The following is a 25105-nucleotide window of genomic DNA, read 5'->3' on the forward strand; positions in this document are numbered from 1 at the left end:
GGATAGTCCACTTTTGCGCTTTGTCGTTCGTCACGGATGATGCTGAAATGTTCTTTGATGGTATCGATATTCATGGCTACTCCTCAAAAGAGGAGCATAAGATCACAATTGGTTCGTCTGGTCAATTTTCACCTCGCATTGAGCAAAAAACGTTCATGATCTTGCCCTGACTTCCCCTGAAGTTGTGGCCTCACCGCTTCAATTTCGGCAGAAGATAAACTCTTGACTGTCGCTAGATGAGTCGGGTTGCCATTCTCGTCATATGAATAAACGCCCCCTTTATCAAACAAATAAAATTCATGAGATGGAATCACAACAGGAATCACAACATCACTATGGATCGGAATAAATCGATCCGGTGTTTTCAGGTAGTTTTTCCCATTGGCCTGATAAAATTCATAGCGGTTCGTTTCTGCCGTTGACAGTGTTTCTACTTTGCCAAAAATCGGACTGAGGCTGACCGTTTCAGCAACTTGCTGTTCAACATGTGAAGATGTTAACGTCACACCTTGATGAAAAGTATTTTGGCTCTGATTCAACAAAACCGACTTATGACCAAAATATTCACGACTTTCTTTTACCGTGCCATTCAGTGGAAACTCGTTATTGTAATAAGTCTCACGAACACGCGTAATATTGTTTCCGTTTTTCTCTTTTTGCTGAATCCATGCAAACCCGGAAAAACCATGTCCGAGCAGATGATAGCTGGCCGTACCATACGTAAAATCATAGGTATTGAATTGATTTGTACCCGCACCATTTTCAGACTTGAGCTGTTTCACAATATACATCGGGCCGTAAGCATTCAGCTTCGGAAACTGGTAATTCAGTTGACGCGTATCACCAGGATATTGCGCATCCTTATGATAGGTTTGACTATCAAATAGCGTTGTAAATACAACGGAAGAATGATGCCCTAAACCATTCGTGGCCCCCGTAAATAAAACAGGAGAAGGTTTGATTGTCGTATTACTATGGCATGCAATAGAACTATTCAGTCCAGAGGTTTCCCCAACGTGGCCACAGTATTCAACGTTACCGTCACTATTAATATCAACGATCCAGTTCTTGCTGGTATATCCCCAATCCGATATCACAAAAGAGTAGTTCGACCCAGTATTCGAGCCATTCATTGAAGTGCACAACATGGTGTAGGGTTTGCTACCAACAGCACGACAATAGTCTTGTTTGCCATCTTTATTGAAATCGACCCACCATCGTTTATCGCTGTAGCCCCAATCCAGCCCTGAAACTTCAAAACCTGTTTTCAGGTCATTCACTTTCCCCACAGAACCCAGTGAACAACGCAACCTGCTGTTTGCGCCTGATTTATCCCCGACTGCACGACAATAATCGCTGGCTCCATCCCCATTAATATCCGTCCACCAACGGCGATCGTCATAGCCCCAGTCATCAACATGAAGATCTTTCGTCGCATAAATTCTGTCGCCATTAAAAAGGTCACAGCGCAACGTACCGCCATGGCCCGCATCGCTCACCGCGCGACAATAATCCTGGAAACCATTCCCATCGATATCTGTCCACCAGGTTCGTTGAATATCACCCCAGTTTGAGATATTAAATTTCTTCTCATAGAAAGACCGGCCATCTTTATTGAGACTACAACGCAACAGGCTGCCATCACTCCGGCAAAAGTCCACTCTGCCGTCCCCATTAAAATCCAGCCACCAGCGTCTGTCTTTGTCGGTTCCCCACGACCCAATATGAATAGAAAAGTTTGTTACGCCACCTTTCGAAAAGTTTGAACAATATAAATTGCTATCAGACAGTGAACAATATTCTGTTTTCCCATCATTATTCACATCCAGCCACCAGCTTTCGCTCGCAGCTTTATAATGATGAAGATGCGTAAAAGAACTCCCGTTTCCTAAATTACAAGCGACTGTCTTCGGTCTAAACTCATGGACTCCATCTGTTGTGAGTTTGTTGTATTTCTGGCAATAATCAAGCTGCTTATCGCCATCAACATCAACCCAAGCCCCATCTGATACACCACCAGAGGACCAATTCGGGACTTTGACTGAAGAAGCGCGATTTAGACTGAATGCCGAATTTCCGTTCCAGTGAAAGTTTGTTTTCGGCAAACAGCTTCCGTTTGCACCGCAATATTGAACAGAGACAAGACGTGCCGGTGTATTCGTCCGAAAATCTGAACCTGAATAGGACAGATGATAGGTATTCTTTAATTTTCCGTTGATCGCAATACTTACCTTGGACAGTTTCTCGTACTGCTGCTTGACCTTGCCATTGACCTTACTGATCAGGCCATTTTGCAATGATGATGTGTTGGTTTGATAGGCAAAATCAATACTGTATGCATCGTAAGTCATCTGACGAATCAGATGACTGTCGGTGTATTTGTATCGGATAACATTCTTGCTCGTTGTATCCGTTGACTCAGTGAGCAACCAAACTAAATTTTCTGAGTCATTTTGATAAGTCAGAACATCACCAGACTTCGTTCTGACAATAAACTGGCTTGAGGCACCGAGTGAATCGCCGGTCAATGTGATCTGGCTATACTGATCAATTTCCGTTTTGTAGCGCGATCCACTTTTCCCCCGCTGACCAGAAACCGAAATCAATCGGGAGCCATCCAAGCAAAAATTATCTTCATAAGTATAGTTTGGAGATCGCTGAAATCCGTCTGTACCAAATGTTGAGCCACAACGCGAAATGACACTCAGCCCTGATAAGGAAAATCCGGGGCCCAATGAGCTATAACCTGACCCCTGACTGCTATAAGCAATCGTCAATTGCGGCGTATTTCCACCACGACCTTCCGGAAGCTGCAAGGGGATTTGGTACATCGCCGAACCGGCATCCACCAATAGTTCACCAGGTAAAGTTCCGACTGTACTGGCATGAGAAACAGGCGTGAGTAATACGAACATTGCCAACAATAAGCGATACATTATTTTTATTCCTTATTCAAATATTGTTGTAATGAGGAAATCTCTTCATCCAGTTGATTGAGATCGTAGTCATTCGTATCCTGCCGCTCCTTTGCAGCATCTTCTAATGTTGTATGCTCATCCTTGAGTACAAGTTTTCTCAACTGTTTCACGCTGACCTGATTGTTCAGCTTATCAACTGAATATCTATCCTCAACAAGCTGTATATCGCTGGAATCTTGTGGGTGCTCCTGCGCTTCTGAAAGTTGCTTCTGTCCGTCCAGATACCAGAGATAGTAGTTCCCTAAAACCACAACAAGGGTAATGCTCAATATCAAAGTTATTATTTTCATGCCTACCGGAACTGAAATGGTAAAAACACGCAAGCCCGTCAAATAATTGACGGGCCTGATCAGATTTTGGCAAGACAAAATCTGAATAGAATTCACATATGCTAAACTTTCTGAGTAAGCTAAGCCAGCCCTGATTCAGAAAAGGTAATGTGATAGACCAATCAGTTTCTGCAATTCAGGCTAAAACTTCGACATTAATTGAATCGTATATTCAAATCTCAAGATCCATCAACTTCTCCCCGACCATCGGCCGGTAGAAGTAATAGCCTTGCATTAGATCGACACCCGCCTCTCTGACCAGATCGGCTTGTGCCAGATCTTCGATCCCTTCTGCTATTACCGTGATTTCTTTCTCCTGACAAATCGCAACCAGGAATTTAACATAAGAGAAGACGGATGAATCTTCTGCCATTTTGTTGACAATACAGCGATCCAGTTTGAGCTGCGTGAACGGAATGGAAAAGAACGTATTTAAAGAAGAGTATCCCGAGCCAAAGTCATCCAGTGAAATTGAAAAGCCAAGTTCATTCAGTGTCAGCAATTGCTGAACAGCAAAGGCGTTGGTTTCCAGAACCACAGATTCAGTCACTTCAATGGATAAATACGCAGAAGAGAGCTGGTGCTGTTCGACAATCGCCAGAAACTTTTGCACAAAATCTGCCTGCATCAACTGAATTGCGGAAATATTCACTGATATTTTAAAATCGTGCTGATGCGCTTTACGGTACTGAACAATAAATGAACAAACCAGATGTAACACATGATAGCCAAGCGGAATAATATCCTGATTGGCTTCTGCGATACCGATAAACTCCCCTGGGTTAATTTCGCCGTAACAGGCACTGTGCCAGCGAAGCAAGGATTCAACACTTTTGATTTTACCTGTTGATGCACAAACGATGGGTTGGAACATCAGATAGAACTCATCATCCTGAATTGATTTTTCAATGCCCGTTTCAAGAAACAGATGCCGCTCAATTGCACGTTGTTCATCATCGGCATAAAAGGCAATGCGTGAATCATGCTCTTTGCCATAACGCATGATCAGCATCGATTTATACAAAATCGATTCTTCATCTTCAGTTGCGGCGGGATCTCCCGGTAACTGATAGACGCCTGCACTTAACCGTTGAATGGTTGTGTCGTGTGCGGCGCGGAATCGTTGATCAAAACCTGTGATGGCCTGATTAATCGTCCAGCACAAAGAGGCTCTTTCTGGTGTCTCTTTGAGCATCACCACGAATTCGTCTGAGTAGGAACGGAAAATCATCGCGGTGTCAGGGAAAACTTCCGAGATGGCCTCAGCACACATTTTGATCAGCGTATTGCCGGATTCAAAGCCAAACACTTCAACAAACTGGCTGAATTTACTCAGGCCAAAAGTGATAATGGTGCCCGGTGTGCTTTCTGTCTGTATCACATTCAGTTGTTCAACCAACTGACGCCGATTACCCAGCCCGGTCAGCGTATCCTGATACGCCAGTTGAAACAGCTTTTCGTCATGCTGCTTTTTTTCAGTAATATCTTTGTGCGAGCCAACCAAATACTGCAGTTCGCCGTCTTCGTCTGTACCGAGCACGCCAATGGCTTCAATCCAACGATATTCGTTCTGTCGGTTTCGAATCCGATACTGACTGGCAAAATAGCTAATTTTCTCGGTAACCTGTTGATTCACATTGTTTTTGAATTGCTCTACATCGTCAGGATGCATAATCGCAACCCATTCTTCCAGAGGCGAAGAATGTAGAGTCACTTCGAAGTTTTCGTAGAAACGTGTGTTATAAAATTTGACCACATTCCCTGGCATCAATTCCCACAGGCCTTCACTGCCCGCATCAAAAATTTCTAACAAACGGTTCTGATTTACAGCTAAATTGATGTCGATGATGCCTGATTTCACGCTGTACCAGTTCCCTGTTCCGATGAAAAAATGAGCGCGCAATATACCACATGGGGATACGTTTTAAATATACCCACAAAGCGAATATGTGCTTTATGAATCAATATAGAGAAAAAACTCAGTTAAAAACTCACTTTGCTACTCAGGTCAAAGTATGAAGCTAAGGAAGTATCATTTTCCGGAATATCTGACTTGCATAATTTACGAATAGAATGATTTTTGCGCTGTGTGATTGAATTTGTTCAGTTTTATTTACAGTTCGTGCATCGCTGAGTCCGAAAGCCAGTCAACCCCATCAAAAACCTCTGCAAGATGATCAATCAATCCCCGGACAGCTGGCAGCAGATACTCCCTTGAAGGATACAGGGCATAGATGGACATGGATTTTGGTGCCCAATCCGGCAAAATCGCCTGAAGTTGGCCGCTGGCAAGTTCCGCAGCAACTAAATAAGTCGGTTGCATGCTGATCCCTGCTCCCGCGATGGCGGCCGCTTTTAACACCGTTGCTTCATTGGAAATAAACCGGCACTGCACTTCGACAGATTCCGTCTGGCCCGATTGGGTCAGATGCCAGACCTGCTGTTCGAAACTGCGATTTCCCAGACATTGCTGACGGGTTAAATCCATCGGTGTGCGAATCTCCGGAGCAACGGCCAGATAGTCCGGAGAGGCAACCAAAACTGAATCACATCGCGCAATGGGCTTACCAATCAGTGCCGGGTCCGGCGCCATGGCAATACGAATAGCCAGATCAAAACGCTCTGCAATCAGATCAGTGACCTGATCCCGGACATCCACTTCCACCGACACGTCTGGATGCTGACTCAGGAAAGATTGTAACGCCGCTGCCATCTGAGCATGGCCGAACGACATGCTGGTTGTAAGCCGGATATGGCCGGACAACAGACCGGTAGGCTGAAGCGCGACGGCAATTCGTTCTGCCTGCTCCACCCACACCTTCATTTCTCTGAAGCATTGCTGACCTGCCGTCGTTAATGCAACTTTGCGCGTTGTTCGTTGCAACAACCTGGCCTGCATCCAGTCTTCCATCGTCGTGATATAACGCGTCACCATGGAGCGGGACATCGCCAGCCGATCAGCTGTCGCCGTGAAACTTTCTGTGATTGCGACATCAATAAAGACTTTTGCAGCCGTCAGTCTGTCCATGATTTGAGATCACCATTTGTCCGATTTAAGAAACAATGTTGTTGAAGATTGATTCTATATCCAATCAAATGAGATCGCTATGATACATGCCATTCCCAAAACAACTTCTGGAGCAAACCCATGAAAAAAACATACTTAATGGCTGCATCATTCATCGCACTTTCTACTGCTACACTGGCCGAAGCAGCCCCGCTTGCCACTCAGGTTTACAACGCAGATGGCAATAGCTTCCACGTCAATGCCACACTGGTTTATGGTGAGCACGATGCCCTGCTGGTGGACACCGGTTTTACCCGTGCTGATGCCATGCGTATCGCAGCGATGGTGCTCGACAGCGGCAAAACGCTGAAAACTATCTTTATCAGTCAGGCTGATCCGGATTACTACTTTGGTGCGCAGGTTCTGAAAGAACAGTTTCCTGAAGCACGCCTGATCGCCACGCCTGCTGTTCGCGCCGTGATCAAAGAAAAAATGGCGGGCAAACTCGCGTTCTGGACACCAAAAATGGGCGGCAACGCACCCACTCAAACCTTGCTGCCAGAAGCGTACGACAAAACAACGCTGACCGTTGACGGTGAAACGGTAGAGATTCGCGATACCACTGGCGAACTGGCACACCGTCCTTATCTGTGGATCCCGTCCAGCCAGACAATCCTGGGCAATGTTGCTGTCTATGGCCATGTTCATTTGTGGATGGCGGATGCGCAATCTCAGGCAGAGCAGAGCGCCTGGACACAACAACTGGAAGCCATGCAGGCACTGAAGCCGAAAACGGTCATTCCAGGCCACATGAAAGCGGGCACGCCCATGACGACTGAAAACATCACATTTGCGTTGGACTACCTGAAGGCATTCCAGCACACCGTAAAAGCCAGTGACAACAGCCAGCAGGTTATCGACAAAATGACAGCCCGTTATCCGGATGCCGGCCTGCCTATGGCACTGAGCATTGGCGCAAAAGTCCACATGGGAGAAATGAAATGGTAAACGCTGCTGCCACGATTCACTATTATTACGATCCGATGTGTGGCTGGTGCTTCGGCGCCAGCCCTTTAATCGAACACCTGAAGACGCGACAGGATATCCGGCTGGTACTGCATCCGGGTGGTCTGTTTCACAACCGAGCGCTGGATAAAAACACCCGCGCGCATTTTCTGGAAAGCGACCAGCGGATTCAGTCGCTCAGTGGCGTGGTATTTGGCCCATCTTATCAGGCAAAAATGCGTGAAGCTGACACTGTCGTGCTGGATTCGATGCTACCAATTCGCGCAATTCTGGCGGCAGAGCAATGTGGTTTCCCAGCAACCGAAATGCTGAAACTGATTCAGCTTGCCCATTACCAGCAGGGAAAAACCGTGCATGATCCGGCGGTACTGGCTGAGTTGGCAGATACGATGGGGATTGAGGCGGATATCTGGCAGGCAACATTCGCAGCAACGAATGAGCAGGATGTTATCTCAGCATCAATCCGGCAAATGATGCAGTACCAGCTTCAGGGCTATCCATCCATGGTGGTGGAAAAACAGGGACAATGGCAATCGGTTCCGGTTCCGGTCCCGGTCCCGGTGCAGTCATTCTTTGGCAAACTGGATGCTTGGGATAGTTTTCTGAATCACCTGTCTGAAACTGATACCAATCAAAGTAAGTCAGTGATCAGAAATAGCGCAGGAAAAATGTTTGAGAACAAGGCTGATTTTTTAGATAAGTCCTGATTCTACAATCAAAAAATCTAACGCAGTTATCGAGCATTTGAACAAGCTAGGATGACCAATGATTTACTGCGATTGGTATAACTATTTCAATACAGATTGGATCAAAAAACCCAGCCTGAAAGCTGGGTTCTTGATGTCTTGCAGGACCGAAGTGATGCGTTCACTTCAATCGAATATGGAGGCGCGTCCCGGAGTCGAACCGAGGTCCACGGATTTGCAATCCGCTGCATAGCCACTCTGCCAACGCGCCATTTTGTGAGACCGCTTCACGTTGCCGCGGTACAGGGGCTAATTTACTGATTTTCAATTTTGAGTCAAACAATAATTGTCATTTTTATTTCAGTTGCTCAAATTTCCGTTCAACCAGTCAAAAACTGCACCAATATCGCTGTAAAGCAGATAAAACAAGGGCCGGTCATCGACCAGCCCTCAATTTTAGTCATGCTCAATGATTCAACAGACCACTGTGACCATCAAAGCAAACAAGCCTCAGCACGATCTTTAAATCAGTAACAACATCAAACCAATCAGCCCCCCGGAGACCAGCAATACAATTGCGCAATAGCCCATAATATCCCGGGCTTTCAATCCTGCAATTGCAAGCGCCGGTAATGCCCAAAACGGCTGCAGCATATTTGTCCAGCTATCCCCCCAGGCAAAAGCCATGGCAACCCGCGCCATATCCGCATTGAGCACTTGCGCCGCTTCCATCAATACCGGTCCTTGAACAGCCCATTGCCCGCCACCGGATGGGATAAACAAATTGATCAGCCCAGCCGACAGAAATCCCCAGAGTGGCAAAGTGTCAGCGTTCGAAATATTCACAAAGAATTGAGCCAAATCGCTTGCCAGTCCGGACTGGCTCATCATTCCCATGACACCAGCATAAAAAGGAAATTGAATAATCACGCCACTCGCCCCTCGAACCGCCTGATTCAGATGCGCTAAAAAACTATGCAGATTTTTATGCAGTGCGATACCAGCAAATAAGAGGACAAAAATAACAATGTTCAGATTCAAACCACCGCCGTTCGCGACGTAGACCACCAAAGCAGCAAAACCCAGAAGGCATATTAATGTAGAGGGCCAGTTCGCATGTTCAAGTCGTTCAGCCGGTGTCATCGCTTGGCGGTTGACTTGAGCTGCTTGCTCAAGAGGTCTGTCTTTTTCTTCCAGCTCGAAAGGCTGATCAATCTGCTTCATCAACAGATAATTTGTCAGAGGTATAGCAAACAATAACACGGCAACTAAAACCAGATTGAAGGTACTGAACAACGTCGAAGTCGTTGGGATGACCCCGGTCAAGGCTTCAACAGGGTGCCCATCGGTTGCCAGACTTAGCGGTACAGAACCGGACAGGCCAGCATGCCACAACAAAAACCCAGAGTAAGCACTGGCAATCAGTAATCGGTAGTCAACGCCTTTGACTTGTTTGGCTAATGCTTTGGAAAGAATCGCCCCGACCACTAAGCCGATGCCCCAGTTCACCCAGCTCGCGAGCAAAGAAACCAGCGTGACCAGAACAATCGCCTGACCCGGTGTCTTGGCTTTTCCGGCAATCATGCCAACCAAACGCATAAAGAAAGGTGTGGTTGCGACAATGTGTCCGGCTACCAAAACCAATATCATTTGCATCGCAAAGGTATGCAGCTTCCAAAAACCGCCCATCCAGTATTCCAGCATGGCTGACGGAGATTGCCCTTCCAAAACGATCCCGGCAGTCAGTACAATCACCGTCAGGATAACAACCACCACCAATGGATCAGGCAGGTAGCGTTCAAAAAGGTGGATACAACTGTTTGTAAAACGATGCAGCAAAGATTTAGATTTCAACTGAGTTGTATTTTGGTTCAACATCATTTCGATTCCTTTCCAAAATCACGATATACCAATGAAGCCGCTGCGAGATCCTCTAATGCGGTACCCACAGCTTTAAATACAGTTCGTTCTTCATCCGACGCTCTTGCCCGACATTGATTTCGGCATAGATCCGCTAAAGTCCCGATAACATCTTCATTTTTCAGTTGTTGACTGACGATTGGCGCGAGCAAATCACCGGATTTTTCCATTGCCTCCTGCGTATCAATAAATAGACTGGCCTGTATAATTGCCTTTGTGTCAGACTCCCGCATCCCTGGGGCAAAGCTGCCGATCAAATCAAGATGACTGCCAGGCTGCAACCAATCCCCTTTGACCAGAGGTGTGGTCGACAAGGTGGCACAACTCACGACATCAGCCCATCGCACAGCTTGTTCCAAATCATTGGCGACACTTGCTTCAATGCCCGCCTGATTGAGCGCCTGAACCATCTGAATGGCAGATTCAGGACGAATATTCCAAACCTTGACTTCCTCAATTGGTAAAACAGCCTGATAGGCATGCGGAATTAAACGTCCAACGCGTCCTGTTCCCAGAACGGTCAGACGTCTTGCATCTGGTCTGGCAAGAAAAGAAGCCCCCAATGCAGATGCAGCAGCGGTTCTTCTGGAAGTAATCTCATTGCCATCCATTTGTGCAATCGGTTGTCCGGTGACAACGTCATAAAGTAAGTAGGTTGAAAACAGCCCCGGCAGATTGTTCCGGGAGTTCTGAGGGGCAATATTCACGGTTTTAATCCCCATATACCCCGCCTCACTCCATGCAGGCATGATGAGTGTCGTTAACGGATTGTCCGATGCACGCACCTCATGTATATGCCGCCTTGGCACCGTACATTCTTGCTGAAACATTGTTTTCAATGCTGGTATCAGTTTTGAAAACGGCAATGCTGCTCTTGTTTCCTCTGTATTAAAGAATTTCATTTCCATACTCATTTCCTTATACATCAAGTTCCAAATCACTGACCGGAATGGCCTGACAAGTAAAACAGGTTTGAGGATCTTCAGGTTCCTGTCCGTGCAAATGCATCACTTCACCGGACACAATACGAACCGCACAACTTTCGCATTGCCCAACACGACATCCACTATTCATCTTAATTTGCTGGTTTTCTGCAAATTCCAGCAACGTACCTGAATCGGAAGTCCAGATATGTTCTCGCTGCGCAGACTTCGAAAAAGTGACTCTGAACTGCTGGTTGGCGGGGGGCGAAGGCACAACTGGAGAACGAAATACTTCACTGAAAATATCGAACGCCGGTACATCGCGCGCTATCAGCTGCTGTGTGATTGACTGCATCATGGCTTCTGGTCCACACAGATAAAATCGCGCCCGACGTCGAATTAAATCATCTGTAACCACATGGCCAGAAACGAAATCAGTGGTATCAAAGTCCCTGCCCTGAGTATCACTCGCCAAGGGCTCATTGTAGTAATTCACAATGTGTAAGTTCGGAAGTCTGCCTGACAGTGTCTTCAGCCTTGCAGCAAAAGCATGGGTTGCGCTGTTTCGGTTGGCATAATGCAACCAGATTTCAGGCATGGCACTGGCATCATCAATGGATTCCAGAAAACTGAGAAACGGTGTGATGCCAATGCCACCAGCGAAGAGCACTACAGGCAGAACCGATTCCCTGGGCAACACAAATTTACCGGCCGGAGCGCTCACATCAATCCGCTGGCCTTCTTCGAGCTGATGATGAATATAATCAGACATCTGCCCGACACCATTCACACTGGTTTGGAGCCGGACCGCAATTTGATAAGTGCGTCGCTCTGAAATTTGGCATGCACCCGTTAATGAATATGAACGCGTCAGTGGCGTTTGCTGATCTTCATTTTGAACAAGGCTCAAGGTGATATGTTGGCCCGGTAAAAAATCGGGTAACAGGCGCGGCGTTTCAGCTTCTAATTCAAGTGCCACCACGCCCTGAGCAATCCGTCTTTTTCGTCGCACCTGAAACGCAATTTTGCCATGCCATGAGCGTCGATTAACATCCTGCCGAGGAGACAGCGAGACCTGACATGCAAAGTCACGCATCGGAACCGAGCCACTGACAGGGTCCGCATGTCGAGCACTAATCAGCTGATTAAAATTGCTGTGATTATCCCCCTGAAATGGGAATGCCTCACGCCCAATGTCAGGGCATGCCTGCCACCAGCCAAACTCTGCAACGACAACCGTTGAATCCAAATCTGGATCAATTGATACACAAAAGTGAGCTTGGCCTTCGGAAGTTGAAATCATGATCCAATCACCATCGACAATGCCTTTTTGCTGAGCCAGGTGATCGCTAATCATGGCCATGGGCAGAGGTGAGCGTTTTCGTAAGCTGGCCAGAGAGCGGTGCTGACTATGACAAAAATAGCCACTTTTTACAGAGGTCAGTCGGAGTGGGAAAGCAGCAGAAAATGCATTATGTTGCATTTCAGGTACAGGAGAATAGCCCGCGTTTAACAGCGTTTCTGAATAGAGTTCAACACGCTGGCTGGGGGTATTAAACCCACGGATTTTACCCTGAAAGGTTTGTCTGTATTGTTCCGTTCTTTGGGTTAAAGGATATGAAATTCCCCCCGGGTTTCGCCGGAGATCAGCAACACTGATTCCCAGAGGAGCGAGCATGGCATTCCAGCCTGCTTCTAAATCACCCTGGAAAAATTCATCTGCCATCCCCATTTTACAAGCGAGTGCAAAAACAATATCTGCATCTGATTTAGACTCGTTCCGGGAAGAGACCATCTGCTCACGCAACTGAATATGGCTTACGGCATCCGCGTTAATTTCGAAACCAACCCTGAGCCCTTCTCGCTCCCAAGGCGTGTTAATGGGTAACAAAATATCAGCAAACTGGGCCGTCGGTGTCTCGAACAGATCGCAATGAACATGGAACTCAAGCTGTTGCAATGCCGCCACGCCGAGTGAAACATCAGCCTGACTGAGCAAACTATTGCTACCAAACCCAAAAAATGCCCGGATTGCATACGGTTGGGCTTCAATCATGGCGTGGTACAGATCCCGTGCATTGACCCATCCTTGTGCGGCAGGCCCCAGTGGACGCTCTGCATAACCTAAAGCTTTTTTCTTCTGTGCTTCTGAAAGAAACGCCTGCCCATCCATACGACAAATTGGCGGCTGTCTGTACTGCCGATTCCCTCCCGCCTGATCAAAACTACCAGTCAGCGCGTATAAAATTGCAATTGCACGTTCAGCTTGTGTCGCATTTTTCTGTTGTGCGATGCCTGTCCAGGCGTGATAGGCAATACGCTGATTCGTGGCCAGTAATTGAGCGGCCTGCAATAAATCATGCGCTTTCACGCCCGAGATTTTTTCAACTTGTGCTGGCGTATATGCCGAACATGCCTGCTTCAGCCGGGAAAATACAGGTTCGCATTCAATCAGATGGCCATCAGCCAAGCGCACCAGATAGCTGCCATCCAATGCCAAGTCTCCAGCTTCAGCTGGTTTGATTTCTTGTTGTGTCTGGCAAACTTCAGGGGAATGAGTTTGCTGGTTCCAGCCGACATATGCGCCAGTCGGTGCTCCCGGCAACGCCTCGCACTCATTCGCCCTGAGTAGTTGACCATTATCACTACGGACCAGGAAAGTCGCATTTGTCCAGCACTGCGTAAACGCCAAATCGTAAGCAGAGTTCTGAATGAGTAAGCGGATGAGCCCCATTGCGACGGCTGCATCCGTACCGGGCAGGACCTGCAACCAAACATCGGCACTGGCTGCAAGTGGTGTTTTTCTAGGATCGATGACCAGTAACTTTGCACCGCGTTTCCGCCCTTCTGCGATCGCATTTGCCTGGCTCAACCAAGTATTGGTTGGATTATGCCCCCACAGCATGATCAAGTCAGCATGACGATAATCAGCCGTGGGCATGCCACAACCAAATGTCAGCGCATGCGCGTAATCTTTATGCCAATTGCAAACTTCAGTTCCATAACTGATATTCGGGCTGCCAAATCGCCTGATAAAACGTTCAATCCAGTCGATACTATCGGAGATCGGCGTACCGCTTGGTGTCGTCACTCCAAATGCGACAGCTTCTGCGCCATTTTCCTGCTTGATCTGGTTTAATTTCAAAGCGATTGTATTGAGCGCTTCTTCCCAGGAAATTCTGACCCAACCCGGCTCTTTCGCAGTCTTAGGCTGGGTTCGCTTCATTGGATAGCGTATACGGTCAGGGTGATCAACCAGTTCAGGCGCCGAGCGCCCTTTCATACACATCGCGCCTCCTGTCGGGTGCGACGGATCATGCGCCACTTTCACTAAATGATCGTTGCGCACATGATGAATCGTCCCACACCGAGAGCGACATAACGTGCAGTAGCCTCGCTTCAATTCAACCGTCATACAATTTGGAACCTCTGAAATGAATCACTGATTCCAAGTTACTCTGGCACCATATCCATTGCTAATATATATTTTTTAACAAGCAATATTGAGAAAATAGATATGGCAAAGCATGTATCACTCCGCCAATTGGAATATTTAGTGGCGCTAGCGGATACCGGCCAGGTGTCGCGTGCAGCCCAACGATGCAATGTCTCACAGTCATCCATGACGATTGCATTAAGAAAACTGGAACATGCGCTTGGCTCCAACCTGTTTCTCAGACATGCAAGAGGGATTCGTCTGACGGAAGCAGGTGATGCATTTGTTCTGAAAGCACGACGTATTTTGCTTGATATTGATGATGCAATAGATGCGTTCCAACGTCCGCCTTCTTCACTCTCCGGTTGGATGCGTATTGGCATCACTGAAACGATTTCAGCATACCTGCTCCCAAGCCTAAAATCGGTTTTAGAGCGGCAATTTCCAAATCAGATTTTTGAATTTTACGAGTTCGGTAGAGCTGCCATTGAAAAAGCTGTGAGGCAGGGTGATCTCGAACTGGGGATCATTTTGGTCTCGAATACAGACGCTCAAGCGGAGTTAACCTATGAAACAATGCTGCGTTCTGAACGCCAGCTATGGATGGATATCAATCATCCGATGCAATACCCGGACACCATCAGCCTGGCCGATGTAGCGACGGCAGATTTTATTCTGCTGGATATGGATGAACATATCGAGACAGTCAATCAATACTGGGGCTCTGAAGGATTACTGCCTAATCCTCGCTTCAAAAGCCGGTCTTTAGAAGCCGTGCGAAGCCTGGTTGCGATGGGCCAAGGTGTCACGATTCTCTCTGATTTCGTTTACCGGCAACTGTCTTTAGAAGGGCGCAGAATCATACGTCGGTCGTTAAAAGAAAAACTGCCCACCATGGACGTCGGCTGTGTTTGGCGCCATGACAAAAGCCACTCGGAGCGAATCAAGCCAGTGATTGAGTTCATCCGAAAAAAGATTGGGGATGATGTCTGATGCCACCCGCAATCAATGCAAGATCATTGATGATTTACTGTTGGAATCGAATGTAAAGAGGGTAGAAGAAAGCGGGAAAGTCCTCTCCCGCTCCGGGATTACACGCCAATCTCAAACCGATGAGAATCAATCACTCAACTGACCACTGAGACAATGAGCGTTTGAAGTCTTCATAGTCAAACTCATTGAGCTTCTGAATATCGCCGTTTGCACGCTGGCAGTAAATCGACGGCATTCTCAGGCCATTGAACCAGTTCAGTTTCACCATGGTATAGCCGGCGCTGTCCATAATGTGCAGGCGCTGACCAATTTCCAGCGGTTGATCGAACTGCGTGACACAGAACTGGTCGCCTGCCAGACAAGAACAGCTGCCAATTACATAGCGGTGATCGCCCTGCTCGCTCGCGCCACGAATCGATGCCGGTTCGTTATAGATCAGCGTATCCAGACGATGCGCTTCAGTTGCACTGTCGACAATGGCTGTTTTCAGTTCATTTTCAACGATATCGACCACAGTCACCACCAGATCGGTGGTTTGCGTAATAATGGCTTCGCCCGGCTCCAGATAAAGCTGAACATTGTGCTTTTCAGAGAATGCTTTCAGCGCCGCGGCCAGCTTCTCAACATCGTACCCCGGCCAGGTAAAGAAGACACCGCCTCCCAGACTCACCCATTTCAGTTGGTCGAGATAAGGGCCGAACTGCTCAGAAATAGAATCCAGCAGACGAATAAAGGCATCGACGTCTTTGTTTTCGCAGTTCATGTGGAACATCACCCCATCAAGGTTCTGAAAAACCTCAGCATTGATGTGATTCAGCTGAACGCCCAGACGCGAGAACTGGCGCGCCGGATCCGCCAGATCCTGGCCAGCATAGCTCACACCCGGGTTCAGGCGCAGGCCGATCTCTGCTTTGCCTTCTACCAGATGACGATAAGCTGCCAATTGGTTCTGCGAGTTGAAAATCATTTTGTCGCAGATGTCCGCGACTTCTTTCACGTCATCTTCGCTGTAACCCACGCTGTAAGCATGCGTTTCACCACCAAAAGTGTCGTAACCCAGTTTCACTTCAAACGGGCCGCTACTGGTGGTGCCGTCCAGGTACGGCTTGATGATGTCAAACACGCCCCAGGTTGAAAAACATTTCAGAGCCAGAACCAGCTTCACGCCAGACAATTCTTTCAGTTTCTTTGCGATTTCAAGATTGCGGATCAGTTTGGTCTCATCAATCATGAAATATGGTGTTTTTAATTCTGGATGCTGCATTTTTGCTTCACTTCCATTCAAAGAAGCCGATGTCGTTTCCGACACCGGCTGAGTTACGTTTCAATGAAATTCACAACCGTGATTATTTCAGAATATTGATGTGTGGCTGACGGGGATCCAGCTCCTGAACATGCCAGTCCAAACCAATCTTCGGCATCGTCTCCAGGAATGGGTCCGGGTTCAGCTGCTCCATATTGAAGACACCAGCATCCGCCCACTCGCCGCGGAAATACTGCAGTGCCGCAGTGATGGCTGGCACACCTGTGGTGTAAGCAATCGCCTGATGCTCAACATCTTTGTAAGCCACTTCGTGATCGGCATTGTTATAAATGAACACACTGCGTGGTTCGCCTGACTTAGTGCCCTGAACCCAGGTACCGATGCAGGTTTTGCCGGTGTAACCCGGTGCCAGCGTGGTTGGATCAGGCAGCAGTGCTTTCAGCACTTTCAGGGGCTCAACCACGGTACCGTCACCCAGTGTGACCGGATCCGGGCTCAGCAGGCCGATATCACGCATGCAGTTGAAATAGTTCAGGTAACGGTCACCAAAGCCCATCCAGAATTCAATTCGTTTTGCCGGAATGAACTCTTTCATCGAACGCACTTCGTCGTGCGCCATGGAGTAAACTTTGTGGCTGCCCACCAACGGGAAGTCAAATTCCATCATTCGGGTGTGACAAGCCACCTGCTTCCACTCACCGTCTTCCCAGTAGAAAGAATCGCCCTGAATTTCCAGCATATTGGTTTCAGGATCGAAGTTGGTCGCAAATTTCTTACCGTGGTCACCTGCGTTGACATCCATCACATCGATGCTGTCAATTTCATCGAACAGGTGCTTCACTGCATAAGCAGCAAAAACACTGACCACACCCGGATCGAAACCGGCACCCAGAATTCCGGTAATGCCCGCTTCTTTAAATTTCTCGCGGAAAGCCCACTGAGGGTCATAGGCTTCTGGCACCTGTTGGCCTTCGCTGCACAGGTCTACCGCTACGGAAGTATCCAGATAGGACACTTTTGCCTGAGAACAGGCTTCCATAATTGCAACGTTCACCCAAGGAGGACCAGCGTTAATGACGAGATCAGGCTGAACCTCTTTGATCAGTGCCACCAGGGCATCGACATCATCTGCATCCACAGCACGTGCTTCAAGCTTCTTGCTCGGATCTTTCAGGTTGTTGCGACCCTTGATGGATTCAATGATCTGTTCGCACTTGTTCACAGTACGCGAAGCGATAGTGATATCACCTAACACATCATTGTTTTGAGCAGCTTTATGGGCAATTACCCAGCCCACACCCCCAGCACCGATTTGTAAAATTGCCATACTAATAATTCCGTCTTCTTCAGATATATCATTGGCTTGCCCCAGCCCCACTGAGGCAAGCCACGTGTATCAGTCAACCAGTGAACAAGCAAGCTGGTTAACATCATTCAACAGATTCTCAAAGTCTGCCATGGTCAGGCATGGGTTGAGAATCGTAAACTTCAGGGCACTCTTACCGTCAACCACGGTTTCACCCAGAACTGCCACACCTCTCACTAAAGCTTCGAAGCGCAGTTTTTTGTTCAGTTTGTCCAGATCAGCACCTTCTGCGCCGACAAAGCGGAAGAGTACAGTCGACAGCGCCGGATCAGCCAGCAGTTCAAACGCTTCAGACTGGTTGATCAGATCAGCCACCTGTTGTGTCTGTCCCAGCAGATGATCATACATCGCGCCCAGCGCCTGCGTCCCAACAGCCTGCATGGTCATCAGCACTTTCAGTGCGTCAAAACGCTTGGTGGTCGCAATAGACTTGTCGACCAGGTTTGGCACAACGTCGTCTTCGCGGTTCAGGTAGTCTGCATGATGCAGCAGGTACTTGAACTTGCTCTTATCTTTGATGATCACGGCACCACAGCTGATTGGTTGATAGAACAGCTTGTGGAAGTCCACACTGATCGAATCCGCACGCTCAATGCCGTGCAGGCGTGTTTTGTGACGGCTCAGAATCAGCGCACCGCCGTAAGCACCATCCACATGCAGCCACATGTTGTGCTGTGCTGCGATATCCGCCAGACCGTCCAGATCATCAATTGCACCGTGATCCGTTGTGCCCGCAGTCCCGACCACAGCAAATGGCATCAGGCCATCACGCTTGAGCTCATCAATCCGCATCACCAGAGATGCCAGCTTGATGGTGCCGTCCGGATGTGTCTCCACGGTCTCGACGGCATGTTCACCCAGTCCCATCAGGGACGCGGATTTCTGAACCGTGAAGTGAGACTTCTTCGAGCACAGAATACGCATCTTACCCGCGTACTCAGGCAGACCTTGTTTCTGGATGTTGTGACCAGATTGGTTGTCTGCGAACCAGTCGCGCGCCAGCAGAAGACCCATCAGGTTGCTCTGCGTACCGCCGCTGGTGAAGACACCATCCGCTTCCTGACTGTAGCCGTAAACGCCGCACAGCCAGTCAATCACTTTCTGCTCAACGAAAGTTGCTGCGGTTGCCTGATCCCAGGAATCCATCGACTGGTTCAGGGCTGCAATAAATGCTTCCGCAGCCACAGCCGGAACCAGCGGTGGCGTGTGCAGGTGCGCAATACAGTTCGGGTGCTGAACCATGATGGAGTTTTTGGCAATCAGCTCACCCGCCTGATCAATCACAGCTTCCAGCGGTTGCTGCTGATCAGTCAGTTCCAGATTGTTAATCAGGTTTTTCAGGACCTGAGGCGCCATCCCCGAGTAAGGTGCCGTCGTGCCTTCGAAGACTTGCTTCAGCACTCTGGTTGTTTGATTCAGCGCAGCTTCAAACTGATCAGCACCGCCTTCGCCCGTCTGGATGAAGAACGAACGCCATTGGTCAGCATCGGTCACGGCAGGCTTTTCAACCACTTTGGCCGGTCCCGCTGTTGCGATCATGGCTTTACTCAGTGCATCCAGCGCGAAATCAATCTGTTCAAAACTGATGATCAACGGTGGCAGGAAGCGCAGGACAGACCCCTGACGGCCCCCTTTTTCAATGATCAGACCGCGCTCCAGCGCAGCACGCTGAATTTGCATCGTCAGTTGCGGATCCGCTTCCGGCTCGCCAAATTTATTCTTTTTGCCGCCTTTGACGATCTCGACGCCCAGCATCAGGCCTTTACCACGAATTTCGCCAATGCAGTCAACATAAGTTGCGATACGCTCCAGACCTTCACGCAGGTACTGACCCGCAACACGTGCGTGCTCAACCAGATTGTCACGACGGATGATTTCCAGTGCTTTTGCACCTGTAGCCATCGCCAGCTGGTTGCCGCGGAATGTACCGGTGTGCTCGCCCGGACGCCAGCTGTCTACAGACTTGTCGAAAATCAGAATCGACATGGGCAGACCACCACCAACGGCTTTTGACAGGCACAGAATATCCGGGTGAATGCCCGCCTCTTCAAAGGCGAAGTTGAAACCGGTTTTACCGATACCACACTGAATTTCATCGAAAATCAGCAGGATGCCATGTTCTTTGGTGATCCGGCGCAGTTCACGCAGCCAGAATGCCGGTGCCGGGATCACGCCGCCTTCGCCCTGAATCGGCTCAACAATAATGGCCGCAGGCTTTTGAACGCCGCTCTCGTCGTCGTTCAGCATACGCTCAAGATAACGCAGGGTTTGCTTCGCACCCTCGTCTCCACCCATACCAAACGGGCAGCGCAGGCTGTAAGGGAATGGCATGAAATGCACGTCGGCCATCAGGCCCTGACGACGAGCCTTGGTGTTCAGGTTACCCATCATTGCCATGGTGCCGTTGGTCATCCCATGATACGCACCATGGAAAGCCATCATCACATTTCGGCCCGTGGTTTGCTTCGCCAGCTTAATCGCCGCTTCTACGGCATCTGCACCCGATGGGCCACAGAACTGAATGCGTGCATTGGCAGCAAACTCATCCGGCAGGAAGTTCATCACTTCACGGATAAACTTGTCTTTGACAGGCGTCGTCATATCCAGCGTCTGATACGGCAGACCCGCATTCAGCTGATCGATGATCGCCTGATTAATCTCAGGGTGGTTATAACCCAGCGCCAACGTTCCAGCACCGGCCAAGCAGTCCAGAAAAACCTGGCCGCGAGTGTCTTCGACCAATACACCTGATGCTTTTTTGATTGCCAGAGGCAAACGACGCGGATATGAACGCACTTCCGACTCATAGTGCTCCTGACTGAGCAACAGCTCATCCGGGGTCAGGTCATAAAGGTCATGAACAACAGGAACATTGGACGCATGCTTGACATCGTCTAAATCAAACACATTACTCATTGGTATATAATCCAAAAATAGTGAAGCCCACCAGCGGTGGTACTTTTGAGTATAAAAGACATTGATAAGTCAAAGGCTTACCGGAAACGCGCGACTCAGCACACAACTAATCCCGCCAGCGATTCACATCACTGTACTCGATAAACTGTCGGCTGAAGACATAGTGATCGGACGATCAAGGCTCAGTAATAATACTGCAATTGGGTAAGACAAAGCTGATTTGGGTAAGAGACGTTAAAATATTCACAGTTGGGTTCCTTCAATGATGCTCTTGCTTCCACGTCGCAAGAATGCATGATTAATGCCCTTCTACTGACAGCGCCAATCGCCGCAGTACCTACGGATCGTCAACATGCAATCAGCCTGAATTCATGATGACGGATGAGTCTCAGATATGTTGCCCCCTGAGATTGCGCGAAAAATAACATACCGGGCTTTTCATTGCCAAGCAGAATTTGTGATTGAGTAAAAAAATTCATTCTCATGTGGCAATTTCAGAAAAAACAAAAGCGGCCAAAGCCGCTTTTATTAATCGGGTAGCGTATTGTTCTGTCACATGTTATCCGGATGAAGTAAATCACCTTTGGCGGCTTTCAGGTACAGATACATTGACCAGTAAGTCAAAATCGTTGCAATGTACAGTGAAATAAATCCGATGGTCTCAAGCAGCTCATTCGGGTGCCAGAGCAACATCACCAGGGCAAACATCTGAGACGCTGTTTTCACTTTGCCAACCCAGGACACCGCAATGCTGGAACGCTTACCCAGCTCTGCCATCCATTCTCTGAGGGCAGAGATAATGATTTCCCGGCCAATCATGGTCATTGCAGGAATGGTCACCCACACCGAGTGATAATGTTCAGTCACCAGCACTAAGGCTGCAGCGACCATCACCTTGTCTGCCACCGGGTCAATGAATGCCCCAAATCTTGAAGCCTGATTCAGTTTGCGGGCAAGATAACCGTCGAACCAATCCGTAATCCCGGCAATGGTGAAAATAAGTGCAGTCGCGAAGGGTGACCAAGCGTAGGGCAAATAAAAGGTAATCACGAAAAATGGGATGAGCACCAGCCTGACGAAGCTCAGAATATTCGGAATTGTTAAGCGCATATTGTTCGTTCTTATGTTTGACGTATTGTGACTGCCTGTCGCCGAAATCCACACGTTGAAAGGCAGTCCCTTAGGGTGCCGCAAAGCTAGCCGTGTTGCAATGCGTCATATATCTTTTCGGCCAGAGATCGGCTAATACCCGGCACTTTTTCAATTTCTTCCTTGCTGGCGCGTTTCAGCTCCTGCAATCCCCCCATGTATTTCAACAGTGCCTGCCGGCGCTTCGGACCAATCCCCTCAATGCCCTCCAGCGTACTTTGCTTCCGTACTTTACCGCGTTGCGCCCGGTGACCGCTGATTGCGTGGTCATGGCTCTCATCTCGGATATGCTGAATCAAATGCAATGCAGGCGAATCGCTCGGCAATGAAAATTCTTCACCAGAAACCAGTAACAAGGTTTCCAGTCCCGGTTTACGGGTTGTGCCTTTGGCAACCCCCACCAGCAACGGTCTTTTTGGCCAGTCTGACGTGAGCGGGCTGACAACCTCATGCGCACGTGACAACTGTCCTTTGCCGCCGTCGATAAAAATAATGTCGGGGATTTTATCCGGATCCAGCTGTTTGCTGTAACGACGGTGCAGTACCTGCCCCATCGCCGCATAGTCATCTCCCCCGGTGATGCCGGTAATGTTAAACCGACGGTATTCCTGTTTGACCGGACCTTCCTGATTGAAGACCACACAGGAAGCAACCGTCTTTTCCCCCATGGTATGGCTAATGTCAAAACATTCCATACGGGAAAGTGAATCCAGTCCCAAGGTTTCGCGCAATTCTGTCACACGCTGGTGAACCGTCATCTTGTGATTCAGTTTACTGATGAGTGCGGTTTGGGCATTGGTCTGTGCCAGTTTCAGATAGCGGGCGCGGTAACCCCGCACCTGAGACCGGAGCGTCACCTTACGCCCGGCAACTTCTGTCAGCGCTGCCGACAGACTGTCAGATTCTTCACCCAGCGACTCCCCCAGCAAGATCAGCGATGGGATCACCCGCCCTTCAGCCTGATTAAAATAGAACTGACTGATAAAGCTGGTGATGACTTCCGTCACATCGGTCTCTGCCGGCATCCGGGGAAAATAACTGCGGCTGCCGAGCACTTTACCCTGACGTATAAAGAGCACGTGGATGCAGGCCATGCCTTTGTCCTGCGCAATGCCAATCACATCCAGATCGTCTTCACTTTCCTGACTGACAAACTGCTGCTCCAGCACTCGGCGCAATGCCTGAATCTGATCCCGGTAGCGGGCAGCTTTTTCGAAAGCCAGTGCTGCACTGGCGGCTTCCATTTTCTCCACCAGCGTATGAACAACCTGCTGGTCTTTCCCCTGCAAAAACAACCGGACGTAATTCACCTGCTCGGCGTATTCATCGTCACTCACCAGACCTTTCACACAAGGTCCGAGGCAACGGCCAATCTGATACATGAGGCAGGGACGGCTGCGATTTGCATAGACCGAGTCTTCACACTGGCGAATCGGAAAAATTTTCTGCAGTAAATGCAGACTCTGACGCACCGCGCCCGAGTCTGGATAAGGGCCAAAATATTCTCCTTTGCGTTTCTTAGCCCCCCGGTGGACAGAGAGTCTGGGGTGATGCTGACCGCTCAGGAAAATATAAGGGTAGGATTTATCATCCCGTAACAAGACGTTGTACTTGGGAAGATATTGTTTGATGTAATTGTGCTCAAGAATCAGGGCTTCTGTTTCTGTATGCGTGACCGTGACATCAATCTTTTGAATGTTGCGGACCAGTGCACGGGTCTTTTCACTGGAAACCTGAACACGAAAATAGCTTGATAAGCGCTTTTTTAAATCTTTCGCTTTTCCAACATAAATCACTTCACCGGCCTGGTCGTACATCCGATATACGCCAGGCTGATTTGTGACTGATTTCAGAAAACTTTTTGCATCAAAGGTGTCGGACACTACAACGTCTCTGTGTCTAGCATGCCATGACGAATTGCAAGGTGGGTCAGTTCCACATCACCGCTGATGTCCAGTTTATTAAATAACCGGTAGCGGTAACTGTTCACTGTTTTTGGGCTCAGATTCAATTGCTCTGAAATCTCAGTCACTTTTTGCCCTTTGGTGATCATCATCATGATCTGTAATTCACGCTCAGATAAATCCTTAAATGGATTTTCTGCACTCGAAGAAAACTGGCTCAGTGCCATTTGCTGCGCAATTTCCGGTGAGATATAGCGCTGACCGCTGTTGACTGTACGAATCGCGTTGACCATCTCATCAGCGCCAGCGCCTTTGGTCAGATAGCCGCAAGCACCGGCCTGCATCACTTTGGTCGGGAACGGATTCTCCGTATGGACCGTTAACACAATAATTTTTACATCCGGATTCACCCGGAGAATTTTACGTGTCGCTTCCAGACCGCCAATACCCGGCATATTCATATCCATCAGGATAATGTCGGCATGTTCGTTTCGACACCATTTTACGGCGTCTTCACCACTGATGGCTTCCCCTACCACTTTAATACCACGGACATCTTCTAAAAGACGTCGGATCCCTGTGCGAACCAGTTCGTGATCATCTACAAGGAATACATTAATCAAGCTGTATCTCCGATATGATTTGGCTCTGCACCCTGCCGGAATTGGCGGGATAACTTTTGCTGATAGTACCGAATTTTGTCTGAACTTGGAATCGCCATTGCTGACTGTTGATGCGTCATGGCACAAGATTTAATCAGTGTCATTGCGCTCAAAATCAAGCAACAAAAACAACTTTCAACTGTTCAATCAAAACTTTACCCGGACAGTCACATAAGAAACAGTGCAGAAAAATATTCAGTTTTATCCGGTGTTATAATCCACCTGAACGAAAAACACCACGCTATCAATCATTCATGGCAATGATGATTCCGTCGTGAATTATCCACTAATTTTGTGTGGTAAAAAAAACGCTTCACAAGTCTCTTTATATCAATGACCCACCCCTCAGAGCAATCAGGAACAACACGTGTCAGCATCATTCGTTCCTGAGTCCAGCAAATCAGCTGCTTTCTGCTCTCTTCAGTTTAGCTCAGTCCTTGTTTCATACTGCGAGTGAGCGCATCAAAAAAGCCTTTCAGATCACAGAGTATTCACATTCTTTTCAGCGAAGAGAGATAGCAACAAATACCATTTAAAATCATCAAC

Annotated in this window: 16 protein-coding genes and 1 tRNA gene; 3 read left to right on the forward strand and 14 right to left on the reverse strand. The window is 48.4% G+C overall.

Features of this window, described 5'->3' with window-relative positions; all coding sequences use genetic code 11:
- Positions 1-128: 128 nt before the first annotated feature.
- The 4 genes from Q4579_RS20755 to Q4579_RS20770 form a co-directional block, all read right to left on the reverse strand.
- Entirely contained in the window at positions 129-2936 is a 2808-nt protein-coding gene (locus Q4579_RS20755) for a VCBS repeat-containing protein (protein ID WP_303566713.1), read from the reverse strand.
- Positions 2937-2941: 5 nt separating this feature from the next.
- Positions 2942-3364 carry a hypothetical protein gene (locus Q4579_RS20760; RefSeq protein WP_303566714.1) on the reverse strand — a complete coding sequence of 141 codons (423 nt, stop codon included), beginning with the start codon at positions 3362-3364 and terminating at the stop codon, positions 2942-2944.
- A gap of 115 nt (positions 3365-3479) precedes the next feature.
- The gene (locus Q4579_RS20765) at positions 3480-5168 is read right to left on the reverse strand and encodes a GGDEF domain-containing phosphodiesterase (protein ID WP_303566715.1); all 1689 of its coding nucleotides are present in this window, start codon (positions 5166-5168) and stop codon (positions 3480-3482) included.
- Positions 5169-5420: 252 nt separating this feature from the next.
- Complete coding sequence (locus Q4579_RS20770) at positions 5421-6335, reverse strand: LysR family transcriptional regulator (protein WP_303566717.1); 915 nt, start codon at positions 6333-6335, stop codon at positions 5421-5423.
- Between the two features lie 120 nt (positions 6336-6455).
- On the opposite strand from Q4579_RS20770, the gene Q4579_RS20775 reads away from it, so the two are divergent.
- Positions 6456-7322, forward strand: coding sequence for an MBL fold metallo-hydrolase (locus Q4579_RS20775; protein ID WP_303566718.1), 867 nt, complete (start codon positions 6456-6458; stop codon positions 7320-7322).
- Positions 7316-8047, forward strand: a complete 732-nt coding sequence (locus Q4579_RS20780) for a DsbA family protein (RefSeq protein ID WP_303566720.1) — start codon at positions 7316-7318, stop codon at positions 8045-8047. Before Q4579_RS20775 ends, Q4579_RS20780 begins: the two co-directional genes overlap by 7 nt.
- A 176-nt stretch (positions 8048-8223) precedes the next feature.
- Here the strand turns inward: Q4579_RS20780 and Q4579_RS20785 are convergent.
- The 4 genes from Q4579_RS20785 to Q4579_RS20800 all read right to left on the reverse strand — a co-directional run bounded on the left by Q4579_RS20785 (position 8224) and on the right by Q4579_RS20800 (position 14284).
- A tRNA-Cys gene (locus Q4579_RS20785) sits at positions 8224-8297 on the reverse strand.
- A 251-nt stretch (positions 8298-8548) separates the two neighbouring features.
- Positions 8549-9907, reverse strand: a complete 1359-nt coding sequence (locus Q4579_RS20790) for a short-chain fatty acid transporter (protein WP_303566721.1) — start codon at positions 9905-9907, stop codon at positions 8549-8551.
- Positions 9904-10854, reverse strand: a complete 951-nt coding sequence (locus tag Q4579_RS20795; RefSeq protein ID WP_303566722.1) for an ornithine cyclodeaminase family protein — start codon at positions 10852-10854, stop codon at positions 9904-9906. Before Q4579_RS20795 ends, Q4579_RS20790 begins: the two co-directional genes overlap by 4 nt.
- Before the next feature lie 10 nt (positions 10855-10864).
- Positions 10865-14284, reverse strand: coding sequence for a molybdopterin-dependent oxidoreductase (locus Q4579_RS20800; RefSeq protein WP_303566723.1), 3420 nt, complete (start codon positions 14282-14284; stop codon positions 10865-10867).
- 102 nt (positions 14285-14386) lie between these two features.
- Between Q4579_RS20800 and Q4579_RS20805 the strand changes: the two genes are divergently transcribed.
- Positions 14387-15298 (forward strand): LysR family transcriptional regulator, encoded by a 912-nt coding sequence (locus Q4579_RS20805; protein ID WP_303566725.1) that lies wholly within the window; start codon positions 14387-14389, stop codon positions 15296-15298.
- Between the two features lie 130 nt (positions 15299-15428).
- Here Q4579_RS20805 and nspC read toward each other — a convergent pair whose 3' ends face one another.
- From nspC to uvrY, 6 genes are all read right to left on the reverse strand, one after another.
- Positions 15429-16562 (reverse strand): carboxynorspermidine decarboxylase, encoded by a 1134-nt coding sequence (nspC, locus tag Q4579_RS20810; protein ID WP_303566726.1) that lies wholly within the window; start codon positions 16560-16562, stop codon positions 15429-15431.
- 82 nt (positions 16563-16644) lie between these two features.
- A complete protein-coding gene (locus Q4579_RS20815; RefSeq protein WP_303566727.1) occupies positions 16645-17889 on the reverse strand; it encodes a carboxynorspermidine synthase in 1245 nt (414 codons plus the stop codon).
- Positions 17890-17958: 69 nt separating this feature from the next.
- On the reverse strand, positions 17959-20844 hold the full coding sequence (locus tag Q4579_RS20820; RefSeq protein ID WP_303566729.1) for a pyridoxal phosphate-dependent class III aminotransferase: 2886 nt from the start codon (positions 20842-20844) through the stop codon (positions 17959-17961).
- A gap of 552 nt (positions 20845-21396) precedes the next feature.
- The gene (pgsA, locus tag Q4579_RS20825; protein WP_303566731.1) at positions 21397-21954 is read right to left on the reverse strand and encodes a CDP-diacylglycerol--glycerol-3-phosphate 3-phosphatidyltransferase; all 558 of its coding nucleotides are present in this window, start codon (positions 21952-21954) and stop codon (positions 21397-21399) included.
- An 86-nt stretch (positions 21955-22040) separates the two neighbouring features.
- The gene (gene uvrC, locus Q4579_RS20830; protein WP_303566732.1) at positions 22041-23876 is read right to left on the reverse strand and encodes an excinuclease ABC subunit UvrC; all 1836 of its coding nucleotides are present in this window, start codon (positions 23874-23876) and stop codon (positions 22041-22043) included.
- Positions 23876-24520 (reverse strand): UvrY/SirA/GacA family response regulator transcription factor, encoded by a 645-nt coding sequence (gene uvrY / locus Q4579_RS20835; protein ID WP_211647910.1) that lies wholly within the window; start codon positions 24518-24520, stop codon positions 23876-23878. Before uvrY ends, uvrC begins: the two co-directional genes overlap by 1 nt.
- Positions 24521-25105: the final 585 nt, after the last annotated feature.

This window comes from Photobacterium sp. 1_MG-2023 (assembly GCF_030547945.1).
Classification (GTDB): Bacteria; Pseudomonadota; Gammaproteobacteria; order Enterobacterales; family Vibrionaceae; genus Photobacterium.

Bases quoted from the DNA above. Each gene is read 5' to 3' on its own strand.
- Q4579_RS20755 (WP_303566713.1), bottom strand. From the start codon at position 2,936: ATGTATCGCTTATTGTTGGCAATGTTCGTATTACTCACGCCTGTTTCT.
- Q4579_RS20770 (WP_303566717.1), bottom strand. From the start codon at position 6,335: ATGGACAGACTGACGGCTGCAAAAGTCTTTATTGATGTCGCAATCACA.
- Q4579_RS20775 (WP_303566718.1), top strand. From the start codon at position 6,456: ATGAAAAAAACATACTTAATGGCTGCATCATTCATCGCACTTTCTACT.
- Q4579_RS20780 (WP_303566720.1), top strand. From the start codon at position 7,316: ATGGTAAACGCTGCTGCCACGATTCACTATTATTACGATCCGATGTGT.
- Q4579_RS20790 (WP_303566721.1), bottom strand. From the start codon at position 9,907: ATGATGTTGAACCAAAATACAACTCAGTTGAAATCTAAATCTTTGCTG.
- Q4579_RS20795 (WP_303566722.1), bottom strand. From the start codon at position 10,854: ATGGAAATGAAATTCTTTAATACAGAGGAAACAAGAGCAGCATTGCCG.
- Q4579_RS20800 (WP_303566723.1), bottom strand. From the start codon at position 14,284: ATGACGGTTGAATTGAAGCGAGGCTACTGCACGTTATGTCGCTCTCGG.
- Q4579_RS20805 (WP_303566725.1), top strand. From the start codon at position 14,387: ATGGCAAAGCATGTATCACTCCGCCAATTGGAATATTTAGTGGCGCTA.
- nspC (WP_303566726.1), bottom strand. From the start codon at position 16,562: ATGCAGCATCCAGAATTAAAAACACCATATTTCATGATTGATGAGACC.
- Q4579_RS20815 (WP_303566727.1), bottom strand. From the start codon at position 17,889: ATGGCAATTTTACAAATCGGTGCTGGGGGTGTGGGCTGGGTAATTGCC.
- Q4579_RS20820 (WP_303566729.1), bottom strand. From the start codon at position 20,844: ATGAGTAATGTGTTTGATTTAGACGATGTCAAGCATGCGTCCAATGTT.
- pgsA (WP_303566731.1), bottom strand. From the start codon at position 21,954: ATGCGCTTAACAATTCCGAATATTCTGAGCTTCGTCAGGCTGGTGCTC.